The following is a 24,345-nucleotide window of genomic DNA, read 5'->3' as shown; positions in this document are numbered from 1 at the left end:
TATTACCTTAGTTATAGTCGGGGCATCGTCAACGTACGCTGACAAACCCCCCAACCCATTACAGGAGAAAAGCACTGTGAAAATGATGTCGGGCGCAGCCATGGTGGTTGAAGCGCTAAAAGATGTAGGAGTGACACACGTGTTCGGTTACCCAGGTGGTGCCGTATTAGACATTTATGATGCGTTATTTGCGCAAGATGATGTCAAACACGTCCTCGTACGTCATGAACAGGCAGCCGCCCATATGGCGGATGGTTATGCACGTTCAACTGGCAAAACCGGCACAGTGCTCGTCACATCAGGTCCTGGCGCAACGAATACGATTACAGGTATTGCTACTGCGTATATGGACTCTATTCCGATGGTTATTTTATCGGGACAGGTGCCGTCGAAGCACATCGGTGAAGATGCATTCCAAGAAACTGACATGGTGGGGTGCTCACGCCCTATCGTTAAGCACAGCTTTTTGGTAAAGCGCGCGGTTGATATTCCAGAAGCGATTGCTAAAGCCTATTATATTGCTAACACAGGTCGTCCTGGCCCGGTGGTTGTAGATTTACCAAAAGATATTGTTAACGTAGCGGAAGAGCACCCTTATGTGTATCCAAGTGACGTTACCATGCGTTCTTATAACCCAACCGAAAAAGGCCACCCTAAACAGGTTAAGAAAGCGGTCGAGTCGCTACTTAAAGCAGAACGTCCAGTATTATATGTAGGTGGTGGTGCCGTAGCCTGCGATGCATCAGCAAAGGTTATTGAATTAGCTGAGAAGCTAAATGCACCGGTAACTTGCACGCTAATGGGCCTTGGCGCTATGCCAGGTACACACAAGCAATTTATCGGCATGCTAGGTATGCACGGTACGCTTGAAGCGAACAAAACCATGCATAATGCCGATTGCATCATAGCACTAGGTGCACGTTTTGATGACCGTGTTACCAACAACGTTGATAAATTCTGCCCTCATGCAGACATTATTCACGTTGATATCGACCCAGCTTCAATTTCTAAAACCGTAAATGCGCACATTCCAGTGGTAGGTTCGGTCGATAAAGTACTTGATCAAATTTTAAGCCAGGTAAATAAGAAAGATTTATCAGGTCAGAGTGAAAAGCTGGCGGACTGGTGGCAGCAAATTGAAACATGGCGTTCCCGCGAGTGCTTGAATTACGCACAAGGCGAAGAAGTTATTAAGCCTCAGCGTGTTATCGAAGCTTTGTACAAACACACAGACGGTAAAGCTTACGTAAGTTCTGACGTTGGTCAGCACCAAATGTTTGCTGCGCTTTATTATCCGTATGATAAACCGCGCCAGTGGATTAACTCAGGAGGCCTTGGCACCATGGGCTTTGGTTTACCGGCTGCAATGGGCGTGCAGTTTGCGCACCCGGGCTCAACCTCTGTGGTAGTAACCGGTGATGGCAGTATTCAAATGAATATTCAAGAGCTATCTACTTGTTTGCAGTACAACCTGCCTATTAAGATTATTTCATTGAATAACCGTGCCCTAGGTATGGTTCGTCAGTGGCAGGATATGATTTACAAAGGGCGTCACTCACACTCGTATATGGATTCAATGCCTGACTTTGTGAAGTTGGCAGAAGCTTACGGACATGTGGGCATAAAAGTAGACAAGCTCGACGAGCTAGACGCAGCAATGGAGAAATGTTTCAGCTACACAGATCGCTTAGTGTTTATGGACATAGCAGTAGACCAAAACGAACACGTATATCCAATGCAAATTAAGTTTGGCGCAATGGATGACATGCGCTTAAGCAAGACGGAGCGAACCTGATGAAACGTATTATCTCTGTATTAATGGAAAACGCCCCTGGCGCACTATCTCGTATCGTTGGTGTATTTTCCCAACGTGGTTATAACGTTGATTCACTGTGTGTGGCACCGACTGACGACGCGAGCCTTTCGCGTCTAACGATTATCACGCATGGTGACGACAAAGTAATTGAGCAAATTACTAAGCAAGTTAACAAGCTTATTGATGTACTAAAAGTGGTAGATCTTACTGAAGGTACGCACATTGAACGCGAGCTTATGCTGATTAAAGTCGCGACTCGCACAGAGTCGGTGCGTGCTGAAGTGAAGCGGAACTCTGATATTTTCCGTGCGCGTATTGTTGATGTGAACGTAAATAACTACACCATTGAAATTACGGGTACCACAGATAAGCTGGATGCATTTGCCACGACTATGGGGCAGTGTGCTGAAATTATCGAATCATCACGCACCGGTGTGTGTGGGCTTGCTCGAGGTGATAGGGCGCTTCGTCCTTAAGTTTTTTCTGAGTTTTCGCGCAAAGCGTTTTTTCGAAAGGCTGTCATTAGACAGCCTTTTTTCATTCTAGGGAATTACTCTAAGTGTCTCGCCCATAATAGGCTTCTACGCGCAGGGCTACGCCGTATGAGGTTTTAAAATCCTCATCACGCAGCCATAATACAAAAGGCTCTACCTCAAAGAATAGCCAATCGCGCAGCATGTTGTTACGCCACCTAAACCCGCCATAGACTTCTTCTACGCGAAAATTGGGTTGGCTGAGCCCTTCCACCATAAGGTGAGGAATAACGGCGTTATGTCGATCTACCGAAAACAAATGGTGGACCTCGTGACGCCATAGCCAGTCGTTGGTATCGTCGCGGTAGTAGTAGCGATTATTTTGTCGAACCAAGTGCTTTTTATTGATTTCGTATTGAAAAGCGACGCCCACCTCCGCACCCAAACGGTCACGGGTGTAATAGTAAAGTTCGGCATCGTATAGCATGGCCCATTGATTAGAAAAGGCAAAAGCATCTCTGTATCGGGTCATCGCATACAGTTGGTCGCGGCGACCAGCGCCAATTCTAAATGAGTAGTGCGAGTCTTGCTCAGGACGAAAGCGAAGCGCAATGGTCGTTCGATCGCGGTTGTTATTGCCGGTATCTCTCGCGGCTCGTATTGTGTTGTTCTGTGTTTCGTCTTCGTTATCACTCAAGAGTAAATCAACGCGTTCTTTTAATGCCGGTAGGCGTACTCGTACCCTAAAACGAAGATCCGTATCAGAAAGCATGCCGCTTCTGGGTTCCCAAGCAAGCTGAACACGGCCTTCGGCCCGGGCCTCTTTTTGTCCGGGAGCCTTGAGTTCTTGAGAATTTTCGAACAAGCCGTCGAGCTGTTTAACAGTAAAGTCCATGGTGTCAGTAAAGCTACGTTGCCACACATCAAACCATTGTTCATTGTGTGACGCTACTGAAACGGCAGGGGAAGCTTCTGCAGACGCGTAAGACGGCAGATTTTCAGTAGCTGCGGGCCTTATAACATCGCTATACCCGCTACTTCCACTGGTCGTGTTTACGGTGGGGTTCACCTTGCTATCGGTGATGTATAAATTCGAAGGGGCAGTAAGTAATAAATGGCAATAAATAACAGTAAGGCACAACATTACTCACTAACTCCTTGTAAAAATTAGAATAGTTGAATGTTTCTACTATTCGCTTTTAAGATATAGAGAGCATGGAGTGTCATTAGTAAAACGTCAATCTTTATTCATTCAGGCAAATATTCAGGTGAAAGCAACAGCGGGCAATGGCATACTGTGCTCAACGATGTAAGGGAGATTATTTTTATGGGTGGTATTAGTATTTGGCAGTTGCTGATTATACTGGTTATTGTGGTGCTTTTATTCGGTACAAAGCGCCTTAAAGGTATAGGTACTGATTTAGGCGGCGCAATCAAAGGCTTCAAAAAAGCCGTCAGCGAAGAAGAGAAAGATGCTGACTTCGAGCAAAAGAAGCAAGTTGAAGAAAAGTCAGCGGCAGAGCCTGTTTCAACGAAGACGCAGAGCGACGTTAAAGAAAAATCCTAATGTTCGATATCGGCTTTTGGGAGCTTTTGGTTATCGGTGTGCTTGCGCTTCTCATTTTGGGGCCAGAAAGACTGCCGGGTGCCATGCGCTCAACTATAAATACAATTCGTAGCGTACGGAATGTAGCAACGGGCTTTAAGCAAGAGGTTGAGCATCAGCTGCGCGTGCACGAATTGCATGAAAATTTGAAAAAAGCAGAGCAGCAAGGGCTCAAAGATCTTTCACCTGAACTTGAACAGAGCGTCGATGAGCTGAAAAAAGCTGCAGAGTCGGTTCAAGAACCTTATAAAAAGCAATAGATGTCTGACGCTAATAACCTTATTTCTCATTTAATTGAATTGCGCAGTCGTATTCTCAAAGCACTTTTGAGCGTATTGATTGTGTTTGTGTGTCTTGCCGCATTTGCACAGGATTTATATAAGCTGTTGGCCATGCCTCTGCTTGAAACACTTCCAGAAAACGCGAGCATGATTGCAACCGATGTTGCTTCACCTTTTTTCGCACCTTTTAAACTTACCTTAGTATTGTCGTTTTTCATTGCTATTCCCTATGTGCTCTATCAGGTTTGGGGCTTTGTTGCTCCAGGCTTGTATCGAAATGAAAAGCGCCTGGTTGCGCCACTGCTGCTATCAAGTACTTTGCTATTTTATGCCGGTATGGCTTTTGCCTATTTTGTTGTCTTCCCCATCGCGTTTGCGTTCTTCACCAGCGTTGCCCCTGAAGGGGTTACTGTAAGTACCGATATTTCAAGTTACTTAAACTTTGTGTTGAAACTCTTCTTCGCATTCGGAGTCTCATTCGAGATACCTATAGCTATTATTCTAATGTGTTGGACTGGGGTAACAGATGCCAAGTCGCTGCGAGCTAAACGGCCTTATGTGGTTGTAGGGGCCTTTGTTGTTGGCATGCTGCTCACACCGCCTGATGTGATCTCTCAAACGTTACTGGCTATTCCCATGTGGCTGTTGTTTGAAGTTGGTATCATCGTAGGAGGTTTTTATGCAGGTAAAACGCCAAAAGATGAGGACGAAACGCAAACCCCTGACAACACATAAAAGTTCAGAAGAGAAAGGAATAAAAATGAAAACTCAACTGCTTTCTATTGCCACTTTACTGTGTGCTTTTAGTGCACCTCATTTGCACGCTGAGTCTATCGGCGATGCGATGGAAAAATGCCGCAAAACCGATAACAGCCTTAAGCGCTTAATGTGCTATGACGGCGTGGCGAAGTCGTTAAATCAATACGATGGCGTTAATGCGCAGGTTGGCCAACTGAAGGCTTACAAACCAAATATTAGCGCTCAGGCTAACTCGCGTCCTGCGCCTGCTGCTCAGCAAGCTCAACCGTCAGAGACACAGAATGATTTTGGTTTGGAGCACAAGCGCGACCTGACTGAAGCGGCCTCGGAAATTGCCGTTACTATTAACGCAATCAAGAAAAACCTGCGCGATAAGTATGTGCTTACATTCAGCGATGGTTCTGTTTGGCAGCAAACTGATCAAACTTACTTGAAGCTAAAGGAAGGGCAAGCCGTTTCTGTTGAGCGGGGTCTTCTTGGTGCCTTTTATTTAAGTGTTGAAGGTCTAAATAAGCGCATGAAAGTAAAGCGCGTTAAATAAATGCCTTGGTTCGACGCAGGCGTCAATCTGCTTGATAAGCGTTTTGACGCCGAAGAAGTCATACAGCGTGCACAAGACGCCGGTGTTGATAAACTGTGTGTCATTACCACTCATCCCAATGAGTGGGATGCCGCGGTAGCGCTTTATGAAAAGTACCCTGATCAATGCTGTTTCACCATTGGTGTACACCCTCATAACGCGAAAGATGTCAATGAAAGCGACTATGACCGTTTACGTGAGTTTGCTCAGCATAAAGGCTGTGTAGCTATTGGTGAATGCGGATTAGACTTTAACCGTAACTTTTCGCCTCAAGATATTCAATTAACGGTTTTCGAAGCACAGCTAAAAATAGCGGCGTCGTTAAATTTACCTGTGTACTTGCATGAAAGAGATGCCTTTAAAGAGCAGATTGGCTTGTTAACTCAGTATATGGCGAGTTTAAAAGGGGGAATTGCCCACTGCTTTACTGGAACAACTGAACAAGTAAAAACGTATTTGTCGTTAGGCCTTTATATTGGCATTACAGGGTGGGTATGCGACGATAAGCGCGGTGCTGACTTACGTGATGCCGTAAAGCATATCCCGCTGAATAAGCTTATTCTTGAAACTGATGCCCCATATTTATTTCCCAAAACACTTCGTCCACGTAAACGCAATAATGAACCCGCTTTTTTGCCCCATATCGCCCAGCAATTAAGCGAATATCTGCAAGTTGACACTGATAAATTGCGTATTAGCAGTTATGCTAATAGCTGTGAGTTGTTTTCTCTTAGCTAAACATTGGTTTATATGCAGACAAATCTAAAAGCTATGCGCAAGTATGATGCGGGTCTTATTCTTATTACAGCCCTTGCCGTTGTGACATTTGCCTTAGTTCTGCTTAACCTATCACCAGCCACAAGCCTCTCCCCTCGGTTTTCACAGTTAACCTATCTCAAAGAAACTCAAGGGATGAAACTTGATTTTAATAGTGTTGTGCAAACCTCTGCTAGTGAATGGTCTCAAGCCTCTTCTCCAGTGAATTTAGGAATGGACACAAATGTGCACTGGCTTTCAATGGTGGTCGAGCCTACTCAAAGCAACCAAAGCCGGTTTCTTTTACATATAGACTATCCGCTGTTAGATAACTTGGATGTAGCTGTATATAGCCAAGTGGGTACTAAACCCATAGTGTCTTACTCTGGCGGCGACGGACAAAGCTTTGACGATAGACCCATTGCGCACGTCAAACCCTTATTCCCCTTACCTGACAGTGCGCAATCTCTGCGCATTATTATTAAACTGCAAACATCGGGCAGCATACGCCTTCCCATTCGTATTTGGGAAGAGACAGAGTTTATAGAATACACATCAACGAGAAACTTGGTGTTAGGCATCTTCTTCGGCGTTCTGCTAGCAATGGGGGTGAGTAATGCCTTTTTAACTGTCACAACCAAAAACGTGTCTTTTTTGTTTTACTCGGGTTATGTAATCAACCTAGCGTTCACTTTAATTACGCTTCATGGCTATGGCTTTTCTTATATTTGGCCTGGGAGTAGCTGGTTTCAGAGTAAGGCGATTATCGTATTTGCAAACGCTACCATTATGTTTGCCGCGTTATTTACGCGTAGTCTTCTGCCTATTAAAAATTACAGTAATAAACTGGATAACGTGACCAAAGCGATTAGTTGGATTTGCGGCCTGAGTATTGTTGCAGGTCTTGTTCTGCCTTATTGGCTAATGATAAAAGCATTTCTTTTATTGCTAAGCCTAGTGGTTATTTTTACTCTGTCTCTGGGCGTATGGCTTTCTCTTAAAGGAGAGGTGGTAGCTCGCTACTTTACTATTGCATGGGGCTTCCTACTAATTAGCGGGCTGAGTGCAAGTTTAGATAATGTAAATATTATCCAGCTACCTATATCATCGAATAACTTGCTGATTATCGGGGGGACGGTTGAAGCCCTTATTTTGGCGCTAATCTTAGCGATTAATTACAGCCACAGTCGAGACGACTTGCTTGATGCGAAGGAGTTTGCCCTTGAACAAGAAAAACAGGCGAATACTGCAAAAGAAAACCTGTTGCAAGTTCAAAAACGCTATCAAGATGATTTGGAATATAAAGTCCAGGAGCGTACGCTCGAGTTAGAGATAACACTGCGAGAGCTTTCCGATGTGAATCAAGAGCTAGAAAGGCTTAACGCAATAGACCCGCTAACAGGGGCACACAATCGACGCCACTTTGATAAAAGATTGCGGTCGGAAGGAAGGCGAAGCCGCCGTGAGCAAACGCCTTTATCACTGATCATTGTAGACATAGATCACTTCAAAAATATTAATGACGAATACGGACACGACGGAGGGGATGCGTGTTTAATTCACGTAACAAATGTCTTTCAAAAACTCATCCATCGTCCAACAGATGATTTGTGTCGCATAGGTGGTGAAGAGTTCGCCATTATATTGCCTAATACCGACTTGAGCGGCGCGTACCACGTTGCCGAGAATATTCGACATAGCTTAGAAAACAGTCCACTTGAATACGAGGGGCAATTGATTAAGCTAACAGCCAGTGCAGGTGCTTCTTCAACCATTATCGCGAATGAAGAGCACGCTCAAAGTTTATTTAAATATGCTGATGAGTGCCTGTACGAAGCGAAAGCTTCAGGGCGAAACACCGTAATACACAAACATTTACAGGAAAAACTATGACATCTTCACCTTTCCCTCTCCGTCGTATGCGTAGATTACGTGCTAAAGATGCGTTAAGAGGGCTTGTGGCAGAACACAGGCTAACTACGGATGATTTAATCTATCCTGTCTTTGTGTTGCCCGGTGAAAATGCTAGGGAAGCCGTTCCTTCTATGCCTGGCGTTGAAAGGCTTTCTATTGACTTGCTGGTTCAAGAAGCTGCTGATTGGGTAGCATTAGGTATTAGGACCATTGCACTCTTCCCTGTAACACCTATGTCGCTCAAAACAGAATGTGCTAGTGAAGCTTTTAATCCTGACGGCCTTGCTCAACAAGCTATGAAGGCGCTTAAAAAGGCGTTCCCTGAAGTCATGCTGATGTCTGATATTGCATTAGACCCTTTCACGTCTCATGGACAAGATGGCCTTTTAGATGAGACTGGATATGTAATGAACGACGAAACTGTTGAAGTCCTTATTAAGCAAGCCTTATCACATGCCGAAGCTGGTGCAGACATTGTTGCGCCTTCTGACATGATGGATGGCCGCATCGGCAGCATTCGTAAGGCTCTTGAAGAGGCAGGCCATATCAACACGTGCATTATGGCTTACTCGGCCAAATACGCCTCTGCTTACTATGGTCCGTTTCGCGATGCCGTCGGCTCTGCCGCAAATATCAAAGGTGGCAACAAGAAAACCTATCAGATGGACCCTGCGAATACCGATGAGGCCCTTCATGAAATTGCCCTTGATATAGAAGAGGGCGCTGACATGGTAATGGTGAAGCCCGGCATGCCCTATTTAGATGTAGTACGACGCTGCAAAGACGAATTTAAAGTGCCAACATTTGCCTACCAAGTAAGTGGCGAATACGCCATGCATCAAGCTGCCTTTGCTAACGGCTGGCTCAACGAAGAAGCGGTAATTTTAGAGTCTTTACTTGCATTTAAACGCGCTGGGGCGGATGGCATCTTAACCTATTTCGCACCTAAAGCAGCCGAGCTGCTAGCAAAGCAAAATGGTAAATAGATATTAGAATTAAGTAGTCTTGTATTGCGCATTCCAAAAAAGCCGTGCTTAGCACGGCTTTTTTAATTGATACAATAAGAGTGTGAGTATTTACTTACACACAAGCTCGCAACCAGCTTTGTGCTGTAGCCAACACTCGTTAGCTAACTCAGCATTGATCAAAGGATGAGACTTAAGCCAACCCTTGGGGAAAGTAAGTGTCCACTTACTATCATCACATGTCAGAGAAACTTCTGGAATATGTTTGTTTTGGCGACGTAGACATAAGACTACCGCTATGCGTAATACTCGAAGCATACCTTTTAACATAGGGCGATAGTCTTCGTGGTACTTGTCAAAAATGTCTGCATCAATTGTTAAACGATGCTGCGCAACAAGGTCGCGAATTGCTGATCGCTGCAAGCGAGTAAACCCCGGTAAATCAATATGACTTAAAATATATTCACCATGTTCGTGATGGCGCTTATATTCAATGTGAAGACCAATTTCATGCAATTGTGCAGCGGCCCCTAAAATAGTTTCCGTATCTAGATGGCAAATATTTTGTTGAGCACAAAGCTGATGGCACAAAGCAAGCGCCACATGGCGCACAGCATTAGCATGGTTTTTATCAACGTGATAACGCTGCTTTGCTTGGTTAAGTGTTTGTTGGCGTCTATCGTTTTCTGTGACATTATCCAACATTCCGTAGATAAGTCCTTCACGCAGGGCGCCGCCAGAGATATTCATATGGTTAATATTTAGCGCTTCAAACAAACTGATAAGAATCGCCAAGCCAGAAGGGAAAATAGCTTTTCTATTGTCTTCTAATCCGTCGATATCAAGGTTTTTAATACTGCCGCATTCAATGCACTGCTTTTCCAAGTGATACAGATAATCTAAGCGAATGGCATCGCTGATACCCTGTGCTACCAAAATTTCGGTAATCGCCTGCGGCGTCCCCGACGCGCCTAAGCAATTTTCCCAGTCGAAACACAAAAAAGCGCTCGATACATCATCAATCAGTGCATGGGCCGCTTTTTTAGCATTTTCGAAGTTCTCTTCGGTTATGGTACCGCTTGTAAAATAACGCTCCATAAAAGTCACACAGCCCATATCCAAACTTTTCAAATGAATAGGTTGCATGTCGTTACCGATAATAATCTCGGTGCTTGCACCACCAATATCAATAACAAGGCTGTTACCTTGGTTTGCTGATGTATAGGCTACCCCTAGGTAAATTTGTCGCGCTTCTTCCTCGCCGCTTATAACTTTGAGCTTGTGATTAAGAATTTCTTCAGCTTTGCGAATGAAAACATGAGCGTTGGTTGCAAGGCGTAGGGTAGCAGTAGCGACTATCTTGATATTAGATGGAGGGATATCCTGCAGGCGTTCCGAGAAAACTTGCAGGCATTGCCAGCCGCGCTCCATGCTTACATCATCAAGTGCTAAGTCATCGTCTAAGCCAGCGGCCAAACGTACTTTTTGCTTAATTTTCCCAATTATTTGCACACTGCCGTTAACAACGTGAACAATCACCATGTGAAAGCTGTTAGAGCCCAAGTCTACGGCGGCGTAATACTCGCCGTAGGTCTGTGCATCGTGCTGGAGTTCTGCCTGCATAAAATCTCGTTTCTTATAATCTACCTTACGCTTTATTATTGCGCTCTGTTATTTCGGTTTTGAGGCTTACCTCGGCCTCTACCGTTGCCACGGCGTGAAGAGTTGCGGTTGTTGGGCGTACGTCTTCTGCGTGGCTTAGGTGGCGTTACATCGTCAAGTAGGCCACCGCGGTCGTAATCGGTAACCGGAATTGCCTTTTGGATGTATTGCTCAATAGCAGGTAAGTTTAGTGCGTATTTTTCACATGCAAAGCTAATGGCTACGCCACTTTGACCTGCGCGACCAGTACGACCAATTCGGTGCACATAGTCTTCCGCATCGTCTGGCAGATCATAGTTAAATACGTGAGTTACTGCGTCGATATGAAGACCTCGTGCTGCAACGTCAGTTGCCACTAGGATGTCAAGGTTACCCTTAGTAAAATCTTCTAATATGCCTAAACGCTTTTTCTGCGGCACATCACCGCTGAGTAAGCCCACCCGATGTCCATCAGCGGTTAGCCAGTCAGTGACTTTTTCGCAGCTATTTTTAGTATTGGCAAAAACAATCGCTTTTTCTGGCCACTCTTCTTCGAGTAACGTAAGAAGAAGCAACATCTTATCGTCATCAGACGGGTAAAATAACTCTTGTGAAACGCGAGTTGCAGTCGTTTGCTCTGGGGCAACCTGAACATGAGTCGGGTTATTCATATGCTCGTAGGCAAGTTCTTGTACGCGATAGCTTAGCGTAGCTGAAAATAGCATACTAAGGCGGTCGCTAGCAGGCGGCATACGGCGGAACAAAAAGCGGATATCTTTAATGAAGCCCAAATCGAACATACGGTCGGCTTCATCAAGTACGGCAACCTGAATATTCTTCAGTGTGAACACATTCTGCTTGTAGTAATCAAGAATGCGTCCTGTCGTACCAATTATAATATCTACCCCTTCTTCCAAAGTTTCACGTTGACTTTGGTAACCTTCGCCCCCATAAATCAACCCAAGCGACAATCCCGTATGCTCACTAAGCAGTTTGGCGTCGTTATAGATTTGTACGGCAAGCTCTCTGGTCGGCGCCATAATAATTGCGCGAGGGCCATTTGATTTGCTGTTGTCTGCATTTTCTGCTTTGCTTAGCAAATAGTGAAATGTAGCCACCAAAAAGGCAATGGTTTTACCTGTTCCTGTTTGAGCCTGCCCTGCAATGTCGTGACCTTCCAATAATGGAGGCAGTGCAAGTGCTTGAATTGGTGTACAATGTGAAAAATTAGCTGCCGTTAAGGCGTCAACAACCTTGCCGTTAATCGGCAGGTCGGAAAAATGAGTATCAGTTAAGTGAGTAGGCATAGCTTATAGCTTATCAGTGCTTGCATTAAAAAACAGTTTCTATATAACACTTATGGTCGGGCTGAGACAAATCAGCGACAGACCAATAATGGAGAAAAGAATGAGCGACAAAATTATCCAGTTATCTGACGATAAATTCGAAGCAGATGTTATCAATGCTGAAGGTCCTGTACTGGTTGACTTCTGGGCCGAATGGTGTGGCCCGTGTAAAATGATCGCACCAATCTTAGAAGAAGTTGCGACCGAGTTTGAAGGCAAGTTAACAGTTGGCAAGTTGAATGTCGATGAAAATAACGAAACTCCACCTAAATATGGTATTCGTGGTATTCCTACATTGCTACTTTTCAAAAATGGTAACGTTGCTGCTACTAAAGTTGGCGCGCTATCAAAAGCTCAATTAACAGAATTTCTAAACGAAAATCTGTAATTGAAACAAAATAAAAAACCGGTGCGAATAAAGCGCCGGTTTTTATTTGCATCACAGGTACTTGCATTTAGTTTTAGAAAAGATCGCATCAAAATATTTAACATTTCGGTGGTAAAACGCTGGACGTTGATTAAATATAGTGCTAACTTTTCCTCAGCGCTCATCCGAGCAGCATTCTGCTTACGCCCATATCCGGGTGATATCAAATCTAAACTAGAACAGAGTGACTTTAAGTCCTGTAAGCGAAGTTCAAGCACAAAGACCCACCAGTATGAATTTAACTGAATTAAAGAACAAACCAATAAGCGAGTTGGTTAACCTGGCCGAGGAAATGGGCCTGGAAAACATGGCGCGCGCCAGAAAACAAGACATCATTTTCTCAATCCTAAAGACACACGCAAAAAGCGGTGAAGATATCTTTGGTGATGGGGTACTAGAAATTTTACAGGACGGTTTCGGCTTCTTACGCTCAGCTGATTCTTCGTATCTTGCAGGGCCGGACGATATCTATGTATCGCCAAGCCAAATCCGACGCTTCAACTTGCGTACAGGTGATACGATTGCTGGAAAAATTCGTCCACCAAAAGACAGTGAACGATATTTCGCTCTGCTTAAAATTCGCGAAGTTAACTTCGACAAGCCTGAAAATTCACGTAACAAAATCCTTTTCGAAAACCTTACACCGCTTCACGCAGCAGACCGCTTGCGTATGGAACGCGGCAACGGTTCAACGGAAGATATCACGGCTCGTGTACTCGATTTAGCATCGCCAATAGGTAAAGGTCAGCGTGGCCTTATCGTTGCACCACCTAAAGCCGGTAAAACACTCCTGCTTCAGAACATCGCCCAGTCAATCGCCGCTAATCACCCAGACTGTGAGTTAATGGTGTTACTTATCGACGAGCGTCCAGAAGAAGTAACCGAGATGCACCGCCTTGTTCAGGGGGAAGTTGTTGCATCGACCTTTGATGAACCTGCAAGCCGTCACGTACAAGTGGCAGAAATGGTAATCGAAAAAGCGAAGCGTCTTGTAGAGCATAAAAAAGACGTGGTTATCCTGCTTGATTCCATTACCCGTCTAGCGCGCGCATACAACACGGTTATTCCTTCATCAGGTAAAGTACTTACTGGTGGTGTTGACGCAAACGCACTACATAAGCCTAAGCGCTTCTTCGGTGCTGCACGTAACGTTGAAGAAGGCGGAAGCTTAACCATTATCGCAACAGCGCTAATCGATACCGGCTCTAAGATGGATGAAGTTATCTACGAAGAGTTTAAAGGTACAGGTAACATGGAACTTCACCTTAACCGTAAGATTGCGGAAAAACGTGTATTCCCAGCTATCGACTTCAATCGCTCAGGTACACGTCGTGAAGAGCTACTTACTGCGCAGGACGAACTACAGAAAATGTGGATCCTTCGCAAAATTGTTCATGAAATGTCAGAAATCGATGCCATGGACTTCCTTATCAGTAAGTTGTCGATGACCAAGACCAACGATGAGTTCTTTGACGCAATGCGTAGACAAAAGAGCTAATCGCGACTTAGCAATAAGTTGATATATACATAAGGCGCCTCATGGCGCCTTTTTGTTTTCCAGATTAGTTTGTTTCCCAAATTAGTCAGTGGCTTGCCTTATACTTCCGTCTAATATTCACGGCTGGGCGAATGGGGTATTTTCAACTGCCTGCTAATTCTTTGCTGCAATTGCAGAAGCATTAGTGTGTTCTCCTTTAAGATGATTTACTCTGTCTAAAAACATCAAAGGAAATAAGAGATATGAATCGGAAGTTGCTGTCACTTGTATTTGCCGGCCTAGCCTCTTTTACAGCTAGCGCTAACCCCATTAATGTTGATGAACTGGCTAACAAAGTAGAGTCAGACGTTATTAAATGGCGCCATCATTTTCATGAGTTTCCAGAACTGTCTAACCGCGAGTTCAAAACCGCTGAGTATGTGGCTGATTACCTCAAAAGCCTAGGCTTACAAGTTCAAACCGGTGTAGCTAAAACCGGGGTGGTAGCAATATTAGACTCTGGCAAGCCTGGCCCTGTTGTTGCCCTACGAGCAGATATGGATGGGCTTCCGGTCAAAGAGCAAAACGACCTAGCATATCGCTCTACGCAAGTAGGCGAATATAATGGTAAAGAAGTGCCAGTGATGCATGCCTGCGGTCACGATACGCATATGGCTATGCTAATGGGTGCCGCAAAAATCCTTACTGAAATAAAGGGTGAATTAAAAGGTAAAGTGAAATTTATCTTTCAGCCTGCAGAAGAGGGCGCCCCCGCTGGAGAAAAAGGCGGTGCTGAAGTTATGGTGGCAGAAGGCGTATTAAAGAATCCTGACGTCGACGCTATTTTTGGTTTGCATATTAATGCCAACACTGATGTGGGCAAAGTGCGCTATAACGCCGGTGGCACTATGGCCGCAGTAGATCCGTTCAAAATTGTTATTCACGGAAAGCAAGCGCATGGCGCTTATCCGTGGAAAAGCGTAGACCCAGTAGTTACTGCTGCGCAAATGATAATGTCTATTCAAACCATTGTAAGTCGTGAATTAAAACTGATTGACGATGCGGCAGTGGTATCGATTGGCTCAATCCATGGTGGTAATCGCTCTAACATCATTCCAAATGAAGTCGAAATGGTAGGCACTATCCGTACTCTTAACGAAGCCGCTCGCGATCATATTTACGAGTCACTTCCACGTAAAGTAAAAGCGATTGCAGAGAGTATGGGGGCAGAGGCAGAACTCACGCTACCACTAGATTACTATTACCCAATTACGTATAACGACCCAGAGCTTACAAAAGCCATGCTACCTACCATGCAGCGTACCGCTGGCGTCGAAAACACATTGCTTTCTAAGCCGGTAACCGGGGCTGAAGACTTTTCATTTTTCCAGGAGCAAGTTCCAGGCTTATACGTTTGGGTAGGCGGTAAGCCGCTAGATGTATCAGAAGAAGACAGCCCTGCTCATCACACGCCAGAGTTCTACGTTGATGATGAGGGAATGAAGCTGGGTGTGAAGCTACTTACTAACTTTACTTTAGATTATATGGCGCAACACTAACACTGGCGGCTGGAGACATGTGTTGAAAATTGGTAGTAATTCGTTTTCCATTTCATGGTCTCTGGCCTTCCAAGCATTAATTGTATGTGTGTTGGGTGCAAGTTTAAATGCCCTCTCTCCGCCTTTTGACAGCACTGGAATAGCTGCATTTGGTATAGGAGCGGCAGTTTACGCCTCCCTTCGCTTTTCCCCTTTTTTTTCAATTCCCATTGGACTGCTAATCAGTCTTCCACTTTGGCTAAACGAAGGCAGCATTGTAGGCAAAGAAAGTCTCACTCTTTTGCCAATAGTACTTAGCTTTTTCGGCTATGATAAATCGCTAAAGCAAGTGATTAAAGTAGGCGCAGGCTTCTGGTCTATCGTCTTTTTACCCATTTTGCTGTTAGAACACTCTCTGTTCGATGATGGCAACGTGAACATGGTGTTCTCTGGTGTTTTAGTTACTTGGGTCAGTGGTGTATTTGGTTTGATCATCGGCCATTTCGCTTACTTAGCTATTTATGGCCTGAAGCGGCAAACTTCTTACAAATCCGAGCGGGTCACGCTTCACTTTCTCTTTGGGTATTTTTTCTCTGGATGCTTTTTTGTTGCTTCTATGGCGGTGATATATCTGTCAGTCAGCTTGTTTCAGCATCAACAAGAGCGGCAAATTTACAGTTATATGGCCCAGCGAGTTAAAGTGCTGGAGTTCCAGCTTTCAAACTTTTTACGTCATCATCAAAATGCTATTACCGCTACAGCGAAAGTACTTTCTAATAGTGGTTCGGAAAAAAATGCCGAAAACATCGCAGCCAAAAATCTACAAATTGTGGCTTCTCATAACCCTGAATTTTTAACCTTTCTGGTAGCCAATGAAGATGGTGATATTACGCATGCCTATCCACCAAGCATGTTGGACAAAGCAAAACAAAATGGGCGGCCCAATGTGTCTTATCGGCCTTATTTTTATGAAGTTATGCAAAGTGGCGTGCCATTTTTATCTAACGTTTTTCAAGGCCGTGGCTTTGGTAACGACCCAATTGTCGCGCTATCTGCGCCTATATTAAATAGCAATGGGGCGCCTAAAGGTATTGTAGAAGGGTCATTATCTCTGAAGAGCTTTCATGCTATTGATAGCCTTAGTCTCGGTGGATTCTCGATGTTAATCGAAGATCAAAAGGGTGAGGTAATTTACGCCTCAGAGGCGTTAGCGTTAAAGCCGTTAACTAAAGCACCGTTTTATTCATGTGAGCCCAAATGTTCCATTGAAGTTGATGATGGTCCTCAAGGTAAGACGTGGCTTAGATTTACCAAGAACATTTCTTTTGCCAATTGGAAGGTTAGCTATTATTTCGACAAACGGCTTTTGATGGCATCAATGAGTAGTTATCTACTCAAAGATTTACTTTTATTGCTGGCTTTATCTGCGTTCGGGACCTTTACAGGCTATGTAGTAGCGAAAATGGTAGGAGCACCCATTCGCCGTCTCGTTCGCTATATTGCAGACTTCGAACCTACACGGCAACAAGGAAAAAAAGCGCCGCAAAGAGCACTCCACATTCAAGAACTATCGTTACTAAGCGATGAGTTTATGCGCTTAGAAACCCGCTTGTCAGGTGCCTTTGATGAGCTTAAGAAAGCGAGAGAAATAGAGCAGGGGCTAAACGTAGAACTTAATGAGTTAAACCAGTCCTTGGAAAAGCGCATAGAGGAAAAGACTGAGCATTTAGCACAAGCGTTAAAAGAAGCTGAAGCTGCTAACGTTGCCAAAACGCAATTTCTCGCCAATATGAGTCACGAGATAAGAACGCCAATGAACGGTATCGTTGGTTCTTGCGAATTGATGTTAGACAACGACCTTCCTGAACATATCGTAGTGAGAGCAAAAACGATTTCTCGTTCAGCTACTAATTTATTGATTATTTTGGACAGTATTTTGGATTGGTCGAAAATTGAATCAGGCAAAATGCTCAGTGATATCCAGCGCTGTGACATTCGTGAATTGCTTGAAGCTTCCTGTGAACTTTATCGCCATACGGCGCAGGTTAAGGGATACGACATTGCGCTTCATATTAGTGACCATGTACCCCATGCCTTAAACATTGATGCTGGAAAAGTAGCTCAGGTTATTAATAACCTTCTTAGTAACGCGATTAAATTTACCAATGAAGGTCAAGTTTCGGTTGACGTTGATTACGCGCACCAAGGGCTTAAAGTTTCGATACGGGATAGCGGCATCGGTATCGCTCCTGAAAAAATACACCTTATCTTTGAAAAGTTTGAACAAGCTGACACCTCAACCACCCGCCACTTTGGAGGAACCGGCCTAGGCTTGGCCATATCCAAAGGACTGGTTGAGTTGCTCGGCGGCGAACTCTACGTTGAAAGTGAATTGGGTAAGGGAACTAATTTTACCTTCCATATTCCGGCCACAACGAGTAATAGTGATAAGCAGGAGCAACGTAAGACCTCAGCAACACTCCCCAGCGGTCTTCGCGTACTTCTTGCAGAAGATAATGATATAAACGCTGACATCGTGATGGATATGCTTAAATCAGCGAACATCAAATGTATTCGAACTAAGAATGGCAGAGATGCCGTTCAGGCAGAGAAAAAACATGATTTCGACCTAGTTTTAATGGACTGTCAGATGCCCATAATGGATGGATTAGCTGCATCCACACTTATCCGCAAAGAAGGTCGAAATAAAACTAAGATTAAAATTATAGCGCTAACGGCCAACGCATTTGTCGAAGATAAAAATGCCTGCTTAGAAGCAGGCATGAATGCGCATTTAAGTAAGCCTATACGCAAGCAAGTGCTATTTGACTGTATTGCCCGTGAGCTTGCTAGCGTTTGAGGCTACGTCAGTGTCATCACTCGGTGCATCACTTACCAGGCGCAATACAATGTAGCCCAAGCACGCAGACACGAGTGAGCCCGCTAAAATTCCGACCCGCTCATCAAAGATTTGATTAATCCCGGTTTGTTCAAAAGCAAGGCCTCCTATAAACAAACTCATAGTAAAACCAACGCCGCAAAGCAGCGCACAGCCATAAATATGCTTGAAGTTCAGGTCATCAGGTAACTTTGCTAGTTTCAGCTTTACCATTAAATAGCAAAACCCAAATACACCTATTTGTTTTCCCACAACCAAGCCAAGGAAAATGCCAAAGGTTACAGGGTGAAAAATTCCTTCTGGGCTAATATTGCCAAAACTAATGCCCGCATTAGCAAAGGCGAACAAAGGCAAAATGGCAAAACTTACAGAACCATTTAAACCGTGCTCAAGTCGAGTTACTGGAGAGTATGACGGGTCTTTTTGATCTCGCATGGGAATAAAACTAGCCAGTACCACACCGGCTAACGTCGCGTGCACACCCGACTTCAGCATAGCTACCCATAAAATGAGGCCTACAAAAACATAGGCTGGAATATCCACCACATTTCGCTTGTTCATTTGCCACAACAACAGTAGGCAGCCAGCAGCAATGTACAGCGCACCTGCGGTAATGTGCTCGGTGTAGAACAAAGCAATAATTACAATAGCGCCAATGTCGTCGATGATGGCTAGCGTAACTAAAAACACTTTTAGGCTAGTAGGTACTCTACTACCAAGTAGCGCCAAAATACCCAACGCAAAGGCAATGTCTGTGGCAGCGGGAATGGCCCAACCTGCAATCGCCACTGGGTTATCCCAGTTTATACCTACATAGATTAATGCTGGCAGTGCCATACCGCCCACGGCACCAGCAGCAGGTAGAATAATATCTTTAGGGTTTGCTAGCTCACCTTCACAAACTTCCCGTTTAAGCTCTAAGCCTACGTGAAAGAAAAAGACTGCCATCAAGCCATCGTTAATCCATAGCAGCAATGGTTTATCAATAGCCCACGACCCAGCGGATATTTGAACTGGCATGCTGATTAAATGGTCGTAAAGGGTATCTAATGGGGAATTGGCAATAATGAGTGCGAGTATTGTCGCTGCCATCAGCAAAATACCGGGAGCAGCCTCGCGGTTTAAGAAATCAGAGACCACGTCCTGCACTTCTTCTATGACTTCGTCAAGTACGTCGGGTTCATGCTTATCTGTCATCAATAACCTCTTGCGCCATTTAACTACTAACACCGCAAAGCTTATAACGTAGCGGTTGCTAATCCGTGTTATACGGCAGTTTTTCTTCACAAATTAATTATAGTTAATACGGGTTATTAGGTTTAGATAGATCACCGGTCAAGGTAGAGTGCTTTTATTCGCTCGTACTCTATAGCACTATATTTCACGCCATTTACGGTGGGATTTTGAACGGTTTTAAGCTACAATCGCGGCCTTTCCAAGGTTGTCCATTTTACCTACTCCGAGGATCTCTAGATGGCAAAAGTCGCGATTGTAATGGGTTCAACTTCAGACTGGCCTACTATGCAGCAGGCCGCAAAGATGCTGAAGTCGTTTGGTGTTGAATTTGAAGCGAAGGTGGTGTCGGCGCATCGCACACCTAACTTGCTAGTAGAGTTTGCAGAAAATGCTGCTGATGAAGGTTTCAGCGCAATCATTGCTGGCGCAGGTGGCGCAGCTCACTTACCGGGCATGATTGCCGCACATACGCATTTACCTGTGTTCGGGTGCCCAGTTAAATCAAAAGCATTAAATGGGTTAGATTCACTTCTCTCAATTGTTCAAATGCCCAAGGGCGTTGCGGTAGGTACATTGGCTATCGGTGAGGCGGGAGCCGCTAATGCAGGTCTTCTGGCAGCGCAAGTAGTTGCACTTCAAGAAGAAAGTGTACGTGATGCGGTTATTGCTTTTAGAAAATCTCAAACCGAAACCGTTCTAGCGTCAAGCAACACATTGGAGTTAGATGAATGAGAGTAGTCGTTTACGGCGCAGGCCAACTTGCTCAAATGATGTACCTAGCAGGAAGCCCGCTGGGTATTGAGGTTCAAGCTGTGGACGTAAACAACGATACCGTTGTACATCCAGTTAGCAAAACCCCGCTTGAGACTACACTAGCGCAAGCGCTAGAAGATGCCGATGCATTAACGGTAGAGTTTGAGCATGTACCTGAAAGATTGCTTGAAGAAGCGGCTAAAACAAACAAGTTGATGCCGAATATCGACAGTATTCTTGTTGGTGCCGACCGCGTACGCGAGAAAAAGCTGCTTGAAAGCATGAAAGTAGCAAACTGTGATCACCAGATAGTGACTGACCTTGCTCAATTAGACGACTGCGTAAAACAGCTCGGTAGCAAACTTATTTTAAAAGCGAGTCGCGATGGCTACGACGGTTACGGACAGTGGCGTTTAAGTGATGAAGCCGATTTACCAGCACTAAAAAGCTCGCTACAAGGCTTGGACTTAGAAAACGTGCCATTAGTGGTAGAAAAAATGGTGGCGTTCGACAGAGAACTGTCATTAATTGGTGTGCGTAATGCCAATGGCGACGTGAGAACCTATCCGCTTGCTGAAAACCTACATCACCAGGGGCAACTTCACGTGTCGGTTGCGCCAGCAACTAACGTAGACAATGCTCTCCAGGCTCAAGCTCACGACATTTTCGTGAAACTAGCTGAGGGTATGGACTACATAGGCGTGTTGGCAGTGGAGTTGTTCCAAGTAGGCGATAAACTGCTTGTCAATGAACTTGCGCCGCGTGTACATAACTCTGGGCATTGGAGCCAGTCAGGCGCTGTAACCAGCCAATTTGAGAATCACCTGCGTGCTGTTTGCGGTCTGCCTCTTGGCGATACGTCAGCCATAGGTCCAAGTGCTATGGTTAACATCATTGGTTGCAGCAGCTTTTCACGAGACCTGCTAAGTATTGATGGAAGTCACCTGCATTGGTACGGAAAGTCTGTTCGTGAAAAACGCAAAATGGGACACATCAATGTCACCACTAATAGTTATGAAAGTTTAGGTGAAAAGCTCATGGCATTGAGTAAATATTTACCACTTGAGTACTTCCCGAAATTAGTTGGTGAAGCAACGCGATTAAAAGGTTGACACCCACGCGTTTATCGCTAGAATACGCATCCGCTGTCTAGGCAGCGGTTTTTAAAGTGTGCCGACTTAGCTCAGTTGGTAGAGCAACTGACTTGTAATCAGTAGGTCGCCAGTTCGATTCCGGCAGTCGGCACCATTTCTCTTTTTTCCTATGCCAAACTTACGTACACTTGCTAACGAATATTCATTCGGAGCAGACTGTATGTCATTTTTTTCCAATTCACTTAAACCGTTAGTTATCGTAACTGGCTTATTTTCTTTAAGCTTGTCTGCGAGTATTTACGCGCATGGCAATGACCATGATAACCATCACATGCCAAAAGAGCAGCATAAGCACATCAGTAAGCAAACTGACGTTATGGTGATGAATGGTTATGCCAGAGCGACCTTTGCTTTGGCAAAAACCGGCGCAGTGTACTTTACTTTGCATAATCATAGTGACAGCGATAAAACACTGACGTCTGTTTCAGTATCAAGCGATGTAGCAAGTGAAGCGCAAATCCACACAACGGTGATGGAGGAAGACGTGATGAAAATGCGTGAGCTAACTGACGGCGTTAAAATAAAAGCGGGCGAAATGGTCTCTTTTGAATCAGGCGGCCGTCATATCATGTTGATGGGGCTAACCGAAGGATTAGAAGAGGGCAGCGAAGTAGCACTAACCCTCACATTTAGCGATGCGAGCGAACTACAGGTTTTGCTACCTGTTAAAAAAGAAGCGGGCGAAAGCCACCATCACCACCATTAATAGAGTGGCTGAGGCAGAATGTATAAAGTCATCGATTAATGCGATGAATGCAATCAACTAAACCGTTAATCTAAATCAAAATTTCTGTAGTACTATTAACTTATATTATTTAAACCAAGATTTTTCAGCGCCGATAAATGGACTGAAGGTAAATCTAAAAAAGGTTTTAACGTTAAGGAGTGTGACATGAGCAAGATTGATATTGGTATTTCTGAAAGCGATCGTAACGCAGTAGCAGAAGGCCTAAAAAAGCTATTGGCCGATTCTTACACTTTGTACCTTCAAACGCATAACTTCCATTGGAATGTAGAAGGGCCGCAGTTCCGTGAACTGCATCTTATGTTTGAAGAGCATTACACCGAGCTTGCAGAAGCAGTAGACGAAATCGCAGAGCGTATCCGTACTTTAGGTGTTTCAGCGCCGGGTACATATAAGTCGTTCGCTGAGCTTAGCTCAATTGAAGAAGTTGAAGGTGTGCCTGAGGCCAACGAAATGGTTCGCTTACTGACCCATGGTCATGAGCAAGTAGTGAAAACGTGCCGCGAATCATTAAAGCTAGCACAAGATGCTGACGATGAATCATCTGCAGCGCTAATCGGTGACCGCATGCGTGTTCACGAGAAAACAGCGTGGATGCTTCGCGCAACGCTTCCAAAATAAATACTGCGACGTGGTGAAGGTGGTTCGCGTCACTTAGACAACAAACTAACTTTATCGCATTAGCCAGTAGAACTATCACAAAGGGTACAGCAGCGCTGTGCCCTTTTTTGTATACTGCTATAACTTAAAAAATAATAGAAGAAGTCTGTGCCACCAAACACAGCTTCTGTCAAAAAGGCTTCTAACGATGAAACCAGCAGTTATTTCCAAACCTGTAAGCATACTAGCGCGTTCAGTAGCGTGTGCGATGGCGCTAGCAGTAAGTCAATTAGCCCTAGCTCATGGCGATCACAAGCATGACGAAGACCATGAAATCACCGACAGCGATATTTTCGTAACCACGCTGGCTGAAGGCTTAGTACATCCATGGGGCATGGTGTTTTTACCTGATGGCGACTTGCTGGTAACCGAACGAGCGGGTGGTATCCAACGTTTGTCTAAAGACGGTAAATTGTCAGGGCGCCTAAATAACGTACCAGAAGTGGTCGCGCAGAACCAAGGTGGTATGTTAGACATTACCATCGACCCAGACTTTGCCAGCAACAACACGATTTATTTCTGTTACAGCAAAGCGAGTGAGACAGAAGGCAAACCTGGCAGTAGCAGTAGTGTTGCAAAAGCCACGCTTACTGAGTCGGGCCTTGAAAATGTTGAAGTTATTTTTAGTGCCGACTCTATTGTCGATAACGGCTTTCACTTTGGCTGTCGCTTAGCATTCGATGCTAAAAAGCACTTATACGTCACCATGGGCGACCGCTATAAGTATATGAAAGAAGCGCAGAACACCGATAACCACTTTGGTAAAATTGTGCGTATTAACCGTGACGGCAGCGCAGTAGAAGATAACCCTTTTACCGATGGCAATGCCCCTGAAATATTCAGCTATGGTCATCGCAACGTGCAAGGCGTCACTATACACCCTGAAACTGGCGTAGTCTGGGCAATGGAACACGGCCCCAAAGGCGGTGATGAAATTAATATCCTAGAGCGCGGTGCGAACTACGGTTGGCCAGAGATTACTTATGGCGTTGACTACAGCGGCGATATTATCAGCGATAAAACTCATATGGATGGTATGAAGCAACCTTGGTTGTACTGGGACCCGTCTATTGCACCAAGTGGGCTAACCTTCTACCAGGGCGACATGTTTAAAGAGTGGAACGGCGATATACTAGTGGGGTCTTTGAAATTCACCCATCTTCGCCGTATCAAGGTAGAAGATGGAAAGCCTGGTGAGCAGTTTGAATATGTTCGCGACAACCATGACCGCATCCGCGACGTAGAAGTGGGGCCAGATGGTGCCATTTACTTACTGACCGACGCCCCTAATGGCAAAGTAGTGAAGCTGACCAAATAAG

22 protein-coding genes and 1 tRNA gene are annotated in these 24,345 nt (G+C 44.8%); 19 read left to right on the top strand and 4 right to left on the bottom strand.

Annotation, left to right across the window (positions count from 1 at the left end; genetic code table 11):
• Positions 1 to 76: 76 nt before the first annotated feature.
• Positions 77 to 1,795: an acetolactate synthase 3 large subunit gene (locus ACXAFM_RS07100; RefSeq protein ID WP_474833971.1), complete on the top strand. Its 1,719-nt coding sequence runs from the start codon at positions 77 to 79 to the stop codon at positions 1,793 to 1,795.
• The gene (ilvN, locus tag ACXAFM_RS07095; protein ID WP_014975513.1) at positions 1,795 to 2,292 is read left to right on the top strand and encodes an acetolactate synthase small subunit; all 498 of its coding nucleotides are present in this window, start codon (positions 1,795 to 1,797) and stop codon (positions 2,290 to 2,292) included. Before ACXAFM_RS07100 ends, ilvN begins: the two co-directional genes overlap by 1 nt.
• A 79-nt stretch (positions 2,293 to 2,371) precedes the next feature.
• Here ilvN and ACXAFM_RS07090 read toward each other — a convergent pair whose 3' ends face one another.
• Positions 2,372 to 3,433: a hypothetical protein gene (locus tag ACXAFM_RS07090; RefSeq protein ID WP_474833969.1), complete on the bottom strand. Its 1,062-nt coding sequence runs from the start codon at positions 3,431 to 3,433 to the stop codon at positions 2,372 to 2,374.
• 177 nt (positions 3,434 to 3,610) lie between these two features.
• On the opposite strand from ACXAFM_RS07090, the gene tatA reads away from it, so the two are divergent.
• From tatA to hemB, 7 genes are read left to right on the top strand one after another with little or no spacing between them, the layout of a single operon-like run.
• On the top strand, positions 3,611 to 3,856 hold the full coding sequence (gene tatA, locus ACXAFM_RS07085; protein WP_230598753.1) for a Sec-independent protein translocase subunit TatA: 246 nt from the start codon (positions 3,611 to 3,613) through the stop codon (positions 3,854 to 3,856).
• Positions 3,856 to 4,155, top strand: coding sequence for a Sec-independent protein translocase protein TatB (gene tatB, locus ACXAFM_RS07080; protein WP_014948087.1), 300 nt, complete (start codon positions 3,856 to 3,858; stop codon positions 4,153 to 4,155). Before tatA ends, tatB begins: the two co-directional genes overlap by 1 nt.
• Positions 4,156 to 4,911, top strand: coding sequence for a twin-arginine translocase subunit TatC (gene tatC, locus ACXAFM_RS07075; RefSeq protein WP_474828137.1), 756 nt, complete (start codon positions 4,156 to 4,158; stop codon positions 4,909 to 4,911).
• 25 nt (positions 4,912 to 4,936) lie between these two features.
• Positions 4,937 to 5,476: a hypothetical protein gene (locus ACXAFM_RS07070; RefSeq protein WP_474833967.1), complete on the top strand. Its 540-nt coding sequence runs from the start codon at positions 4,937 to 4,939 to the stop codon at positions 5,474 to 5,476.
• Positions 5,477 to 6,253, top strand: a complete 777-nt coding sequence (locus tag ACXAFM_RS07065; RefSeq protein ID WP_474833965.1) for a TatD family hydrolase — start codon at positions 5,477 to 5,479, stop codon at positions 6,251 to 6,253.
• A gap of 12 nt (positions 6,254 to 6,265) precedes the next feature.
• Positions 6,266 to 8,164, top strand: a complete 1,899-nt coding sequence (locus ACXAFM_RS07060; protein WP_474833963.1) for a sensor domain-containing diguanylate cyclase — start codon at positions 6,266 to 6,268, stop codon at positions 8,162 to 8,164.
• Positions 8,161 to 9,171 carry a porphobilinogen synthase gene (hemB, locus tag ACXAFM_RS07055; protein WP_474828129.1) on the top strand — a complete coding sequence of 337 codons (1,011 nt, stop codon included), beginning with the start codon at positions 8,161 to 8,163 and terminating at the stop codon, positions 9,169 to 9,171. Before ACXAFM_RS07060 ends, hemB begins: the two co-directional genes overlap by 4 nt.
• 90 nt (positions 9,172 to 9,261) lie before the next feature.
• Here hemB and ACXAFM_RS07050 read toward each other — a convergent pair whose 3' ends face one another.
• Positions 9,262 to 10,773 (bottom strand): Ppx/GppA phosphatase family protein, encoded by a 1,512-nt coding sequence (locus ACXAFM_RS07050; protein ID WP_474828127.1) that lies wholly within the window; start codon positions 10,771 to 10,773, stop codon positions 9,262 to 9,264.
• A 35-nt stretch (positions 10,774 to 10,808) separates the two neighbouring features.
• A complete protein-coding gene (rhlB, locus tag ACXAFM_RS07045; protein WP_474828125.1) occupies positions 10,809 to 12,098 on the bottom strand; it encodes an ATP-dependent RNA helicase RhlB in 1,290 nt (429 codons plus the stop codon).
• A gap of 100 nt (positions 12,099 to 12,198) precedes the next feature.
• On the opposite strand from rhlB, the gene trxA reads away from it, so the two are divergent.
• The 4 genes from trxA (at position 12,199) to ACXAFM_RS07025 (ending at position 18,439) form a co-directional block, all read left to right on the top strand.
• Positions 12,199 to 12,525 carry a thioredoxin TrxA gene (gene trxA / locus ACXAFM_RS07040; RefSeq protein ID WP_118490421.1) on the top strand — a complete coding sequence of 109 codons (327 nt, stop codon included), beginning with the start codon at positions 12,199 to 12,201 and terminating at the stop codon, positions 12,523 to 12,525.
• 271 nt (positions 12,526 to 12,796) lie between these two features.
• Positions 12,797 to 14,062, top strand: coding sequence for a transcription termination factor Rho (gene rho, locus ACXAFM_RS07035; RefSeq protein WP_014948094.1), 1,266 nt, complete (start codon positions 12,797 to 12,799; stop codon positions 14,060 to 14,062).
• Between the two features lie 242 nt (positions 14,063 to 14,304).
• The gene (locus ACXAFM_RS07030; protein ID WP_474833961.1) at positions 14,305 to 15,600 is read left to right on the top strand and encodes an amidohydrolase; all 1,296 of its coding nucleotides are present in this window, start codon (positions 14,305 to 14,307) and stop codon (positions 15,598 to 15,600) included.
• 22 nt (positions 15,601 to 15,622) lie between these two features.
• Positions 15,623 to 18,439, top strand: a complete 2,817-nt coding sequence (locus tag ACXAFM_RS07025) for a hybrid sensor histidine kinase/response regulator (RefSeq protein WP_474833959.1) — start codon at positions 15,623 to 15,625, stop codon at positions 18,437 to 18,439.
• Here ACXAFM_RS07025 and nhaA read toward each other — a convergent pair.
• Positions 18,401 to 19,675, bottom strand: coding sequence for a Na+/H+ antiporter NhaA (gene nhaA, locus ACXAFM_RS07020; RefSeq protein ID WP_474833957.1), 1,275 nt, complete (start codon positions 19,673 to 19,675; stop codon positions 18,401 to 18,403). The genes ACXAFM_RS07025 and nhaA overlap by 39 nt on opposite strands.
• Positions 19,676 to 19,951: 276 nt before the next feature.
• On the opposite strand from nhaA, the gene purE reads away from it, so the two are divergent.
• The 6 genes from purE to ACXAFM_RS06990 all read left to right on the top strand — a co-directional run bounded on the left by purE (position 19,952) and on the right by ACXAFM_RS06990 (position 24,344).
• Entirely contained in the window at positions 19,952 to 20,446 is a 495-nt protein-coding gene (gene purE, locus ACXAFM_RS07015; protein WP_105930481.1) for a 5-(carboxyamino)imidazole ribonucleotide mutase, read from the top strand.
• Positions 20,443 to 21,579, top strand: coding sequence for a 5-(carboxyamino)imidazole ribonucleotide synthase (locus ACXAFM_RS07010; protein WP_474833955.1), 1,137 nt, complete (start codon positions 20,443 to 20,445; stop codon positions 21,577 to 21,579). The genes purE and ACXAFM_RS07010 overlap by 4 nt, the downstream gene beginning before the upstream one ends.
• A 60-nt stretch (positions 21,580 to 21,639) precedes the next feature.
• Positions 21,640 to 21,715, top strand: a tRNA-Thr gene (locus tag ACXAFM_RS07005).
• A 66-nt stretch (positions 21,716 to 21,781) separates the two neighbouring features.
• Entirely contained in the window at positions 21,782 to 22,327 is a 546-nt protein-coding gene (locus ACXAFM_RS07000) for a copper chaperone PCu(A)C (protein ID WP_474833953.1), read from the top strand.
• 186 nt (positions 22,328 to 22,513) lie between these two features.
• Complete coding sequence (locus tag ACXAFM_RS06995) at positions 22,514 to 22,987, top strand: Dps family protein (RefSeq protein WP_118490413.1); 474 nt, start codon at positions 22,514 to 22,516, stop codon at positions 22,985 to 22,987.
• A gap of 187 nt (positions 22,988 to 23,174) precedes the next feature.
• Positions 23,175 to 24,344 carry a PQQ-dependent sugar dehydrogenase gene (locus ACXAFM_RS06990; RefSeq protein WP_474833950.1) on the top strand — a complete coding sequence of 390 codons (1,170 nt, stop codon included), beginning with the start codon at positions 23,175 to 23,177 and terminating at the stop codon, positions 24,342 to 24,344.
• The last annotated feature ends 1 nt before the right edge of the window (position 24,345 follow it).

The sequence above is a fragment of the Alteromonas sp. ABD4_190 genome, assembly GCF_056160105.1.
Note: the sequence above shows the minus strand (reverse complement) of the source record. Positions and strands in the feature narration are given on the sequence as shown.

Bases quoted from the DNA above. Each gene is read 5' to 3' on its own strand.
- ilvN (WP_014975513.1), top strand. From the start codon at position 1,795: ATGAAACGTATTATCTCTGTATTAATGGAAAACGCCCCTGGCGCACTA.
- ACXAFM_RS07090 (WP_474833969.1), bottom strand. From the start codon at position 3,433: ATGTTGTGCCTTACTGTTATTTATTGCCATTTATTACTTACTGCCCCT.
- tatB (WP_014948087.1), top strand. From the start codon at position 3,856: ATGTTCGATATCGGCTTTTGGGAGCTTTTGGTTATCGGTGTGCTTGCG.
- tatC (WP_474828137.1), top strand. From the start codon at position 4,156: ATGTCTGACGCTAATAACCTTATTTCTCATTTAATTGAATTGCGCAGT.
- ACXAFM_RS07070 (WP_474833967.1), top strand. From the start codon at position 4,937: ATGAAAACTCAACTGCTTTCTATTGCCACTTTACTGTGTGCTTTTAGT.
- ACXAFM_RS07065 (WP_474833965.1), top strand. From the start codon at position 5,477: ATGCCTTGGTTCGACGCAGGCGTCAATCTGCTTGATAAGCGTTTTGAC.
- ACXAFM_RS07060 (WP_474833963.1), top strand. From the start codon at position 6,266: ATGCAGACAAATCTAAAAGCTATGCGCAAGTATGATGCGGGTCTTATT.
- hemB (WP_474828129.1), top strand. From the start codon at position 8,161: ATGACATCTTCACCTTTCCCTCTCCGTCGTATGCGTAGATTACGTGCT.
- ACXAFM_RS07050 (WP_474828127.1), bottom strand. From the start codon at position 10,773: ATGCAGGCAGAACTCCAGCACGATGCACAGACCTACGGCGAGTATTAC.
- rhlB (WP_474828125.1), bottom strand. From the start codon at position 12,098: ATGCCTACTCACTTAACTGATACTCATTTTTCCGACCTGCCGATTAAC.
- trxA (WP_118490421.1), top strand. From the start codon at position 12,199: ATGAGCGACAAAATTATCCAGTTATCTGACGATAAATTCGAAGCAGAT.
- rho (WP_014948094.1), top strand. From the start codon at position 12,797: ATGAATTTAACTGAATTAAAGAACAAACCAATAAGCGAGTTGGTTAAC.
- ACXAFM_RS07030 (WP_474833961.1), top strand. From the start codon at position 14,305: ATGAATCGGAAGTTGCTGTCACTTGTATTTGCCGGCCTAGCCTCTTTT.
- nhaA (WP_474833957.1), bottom strand. From the start codon at position 19,675: ATGACAGATAAGCATGAACCCGACGTACTTGACGAAGTCATAGAAGAA.
- purE (WP_105930481.1), top strand. From the start codon at position 19,952: ATGGCAAAAGTCGCGATTGTAATGGGTTCAACTTCAGACTGGCCTACT.
- ACXAFM_RS07010 (WP_474833955.1), top strand. From the start codon at position 20,443: ATGAGAGTAGTCGTTTACGGCGCAGGCCAACTTGCTCAAATGATGTAC.
- ACXAFM_RS07000 (WP_474833953.1), top strand. From the start codon at position 21,782: ATGTCATTTTTTTCCAATTCACTTAAACCGTTAGTTATCGTAACTGGC.
- ACXAFM_RS06995 (WP_118490413.1), top strand. From the start codon at position 22,514: ATGAGCAAGATTGATATTGGTATTTCTGAAAGCGATCGTAACGCAGTA.
- ACXAFM_RS06990 (WP_474833950.1), top strand. From the start codon at position 23,175: ATGAAACCAGCAGTTATTTCCAAACCTGTAAGCATACTAGCGCGTTCA.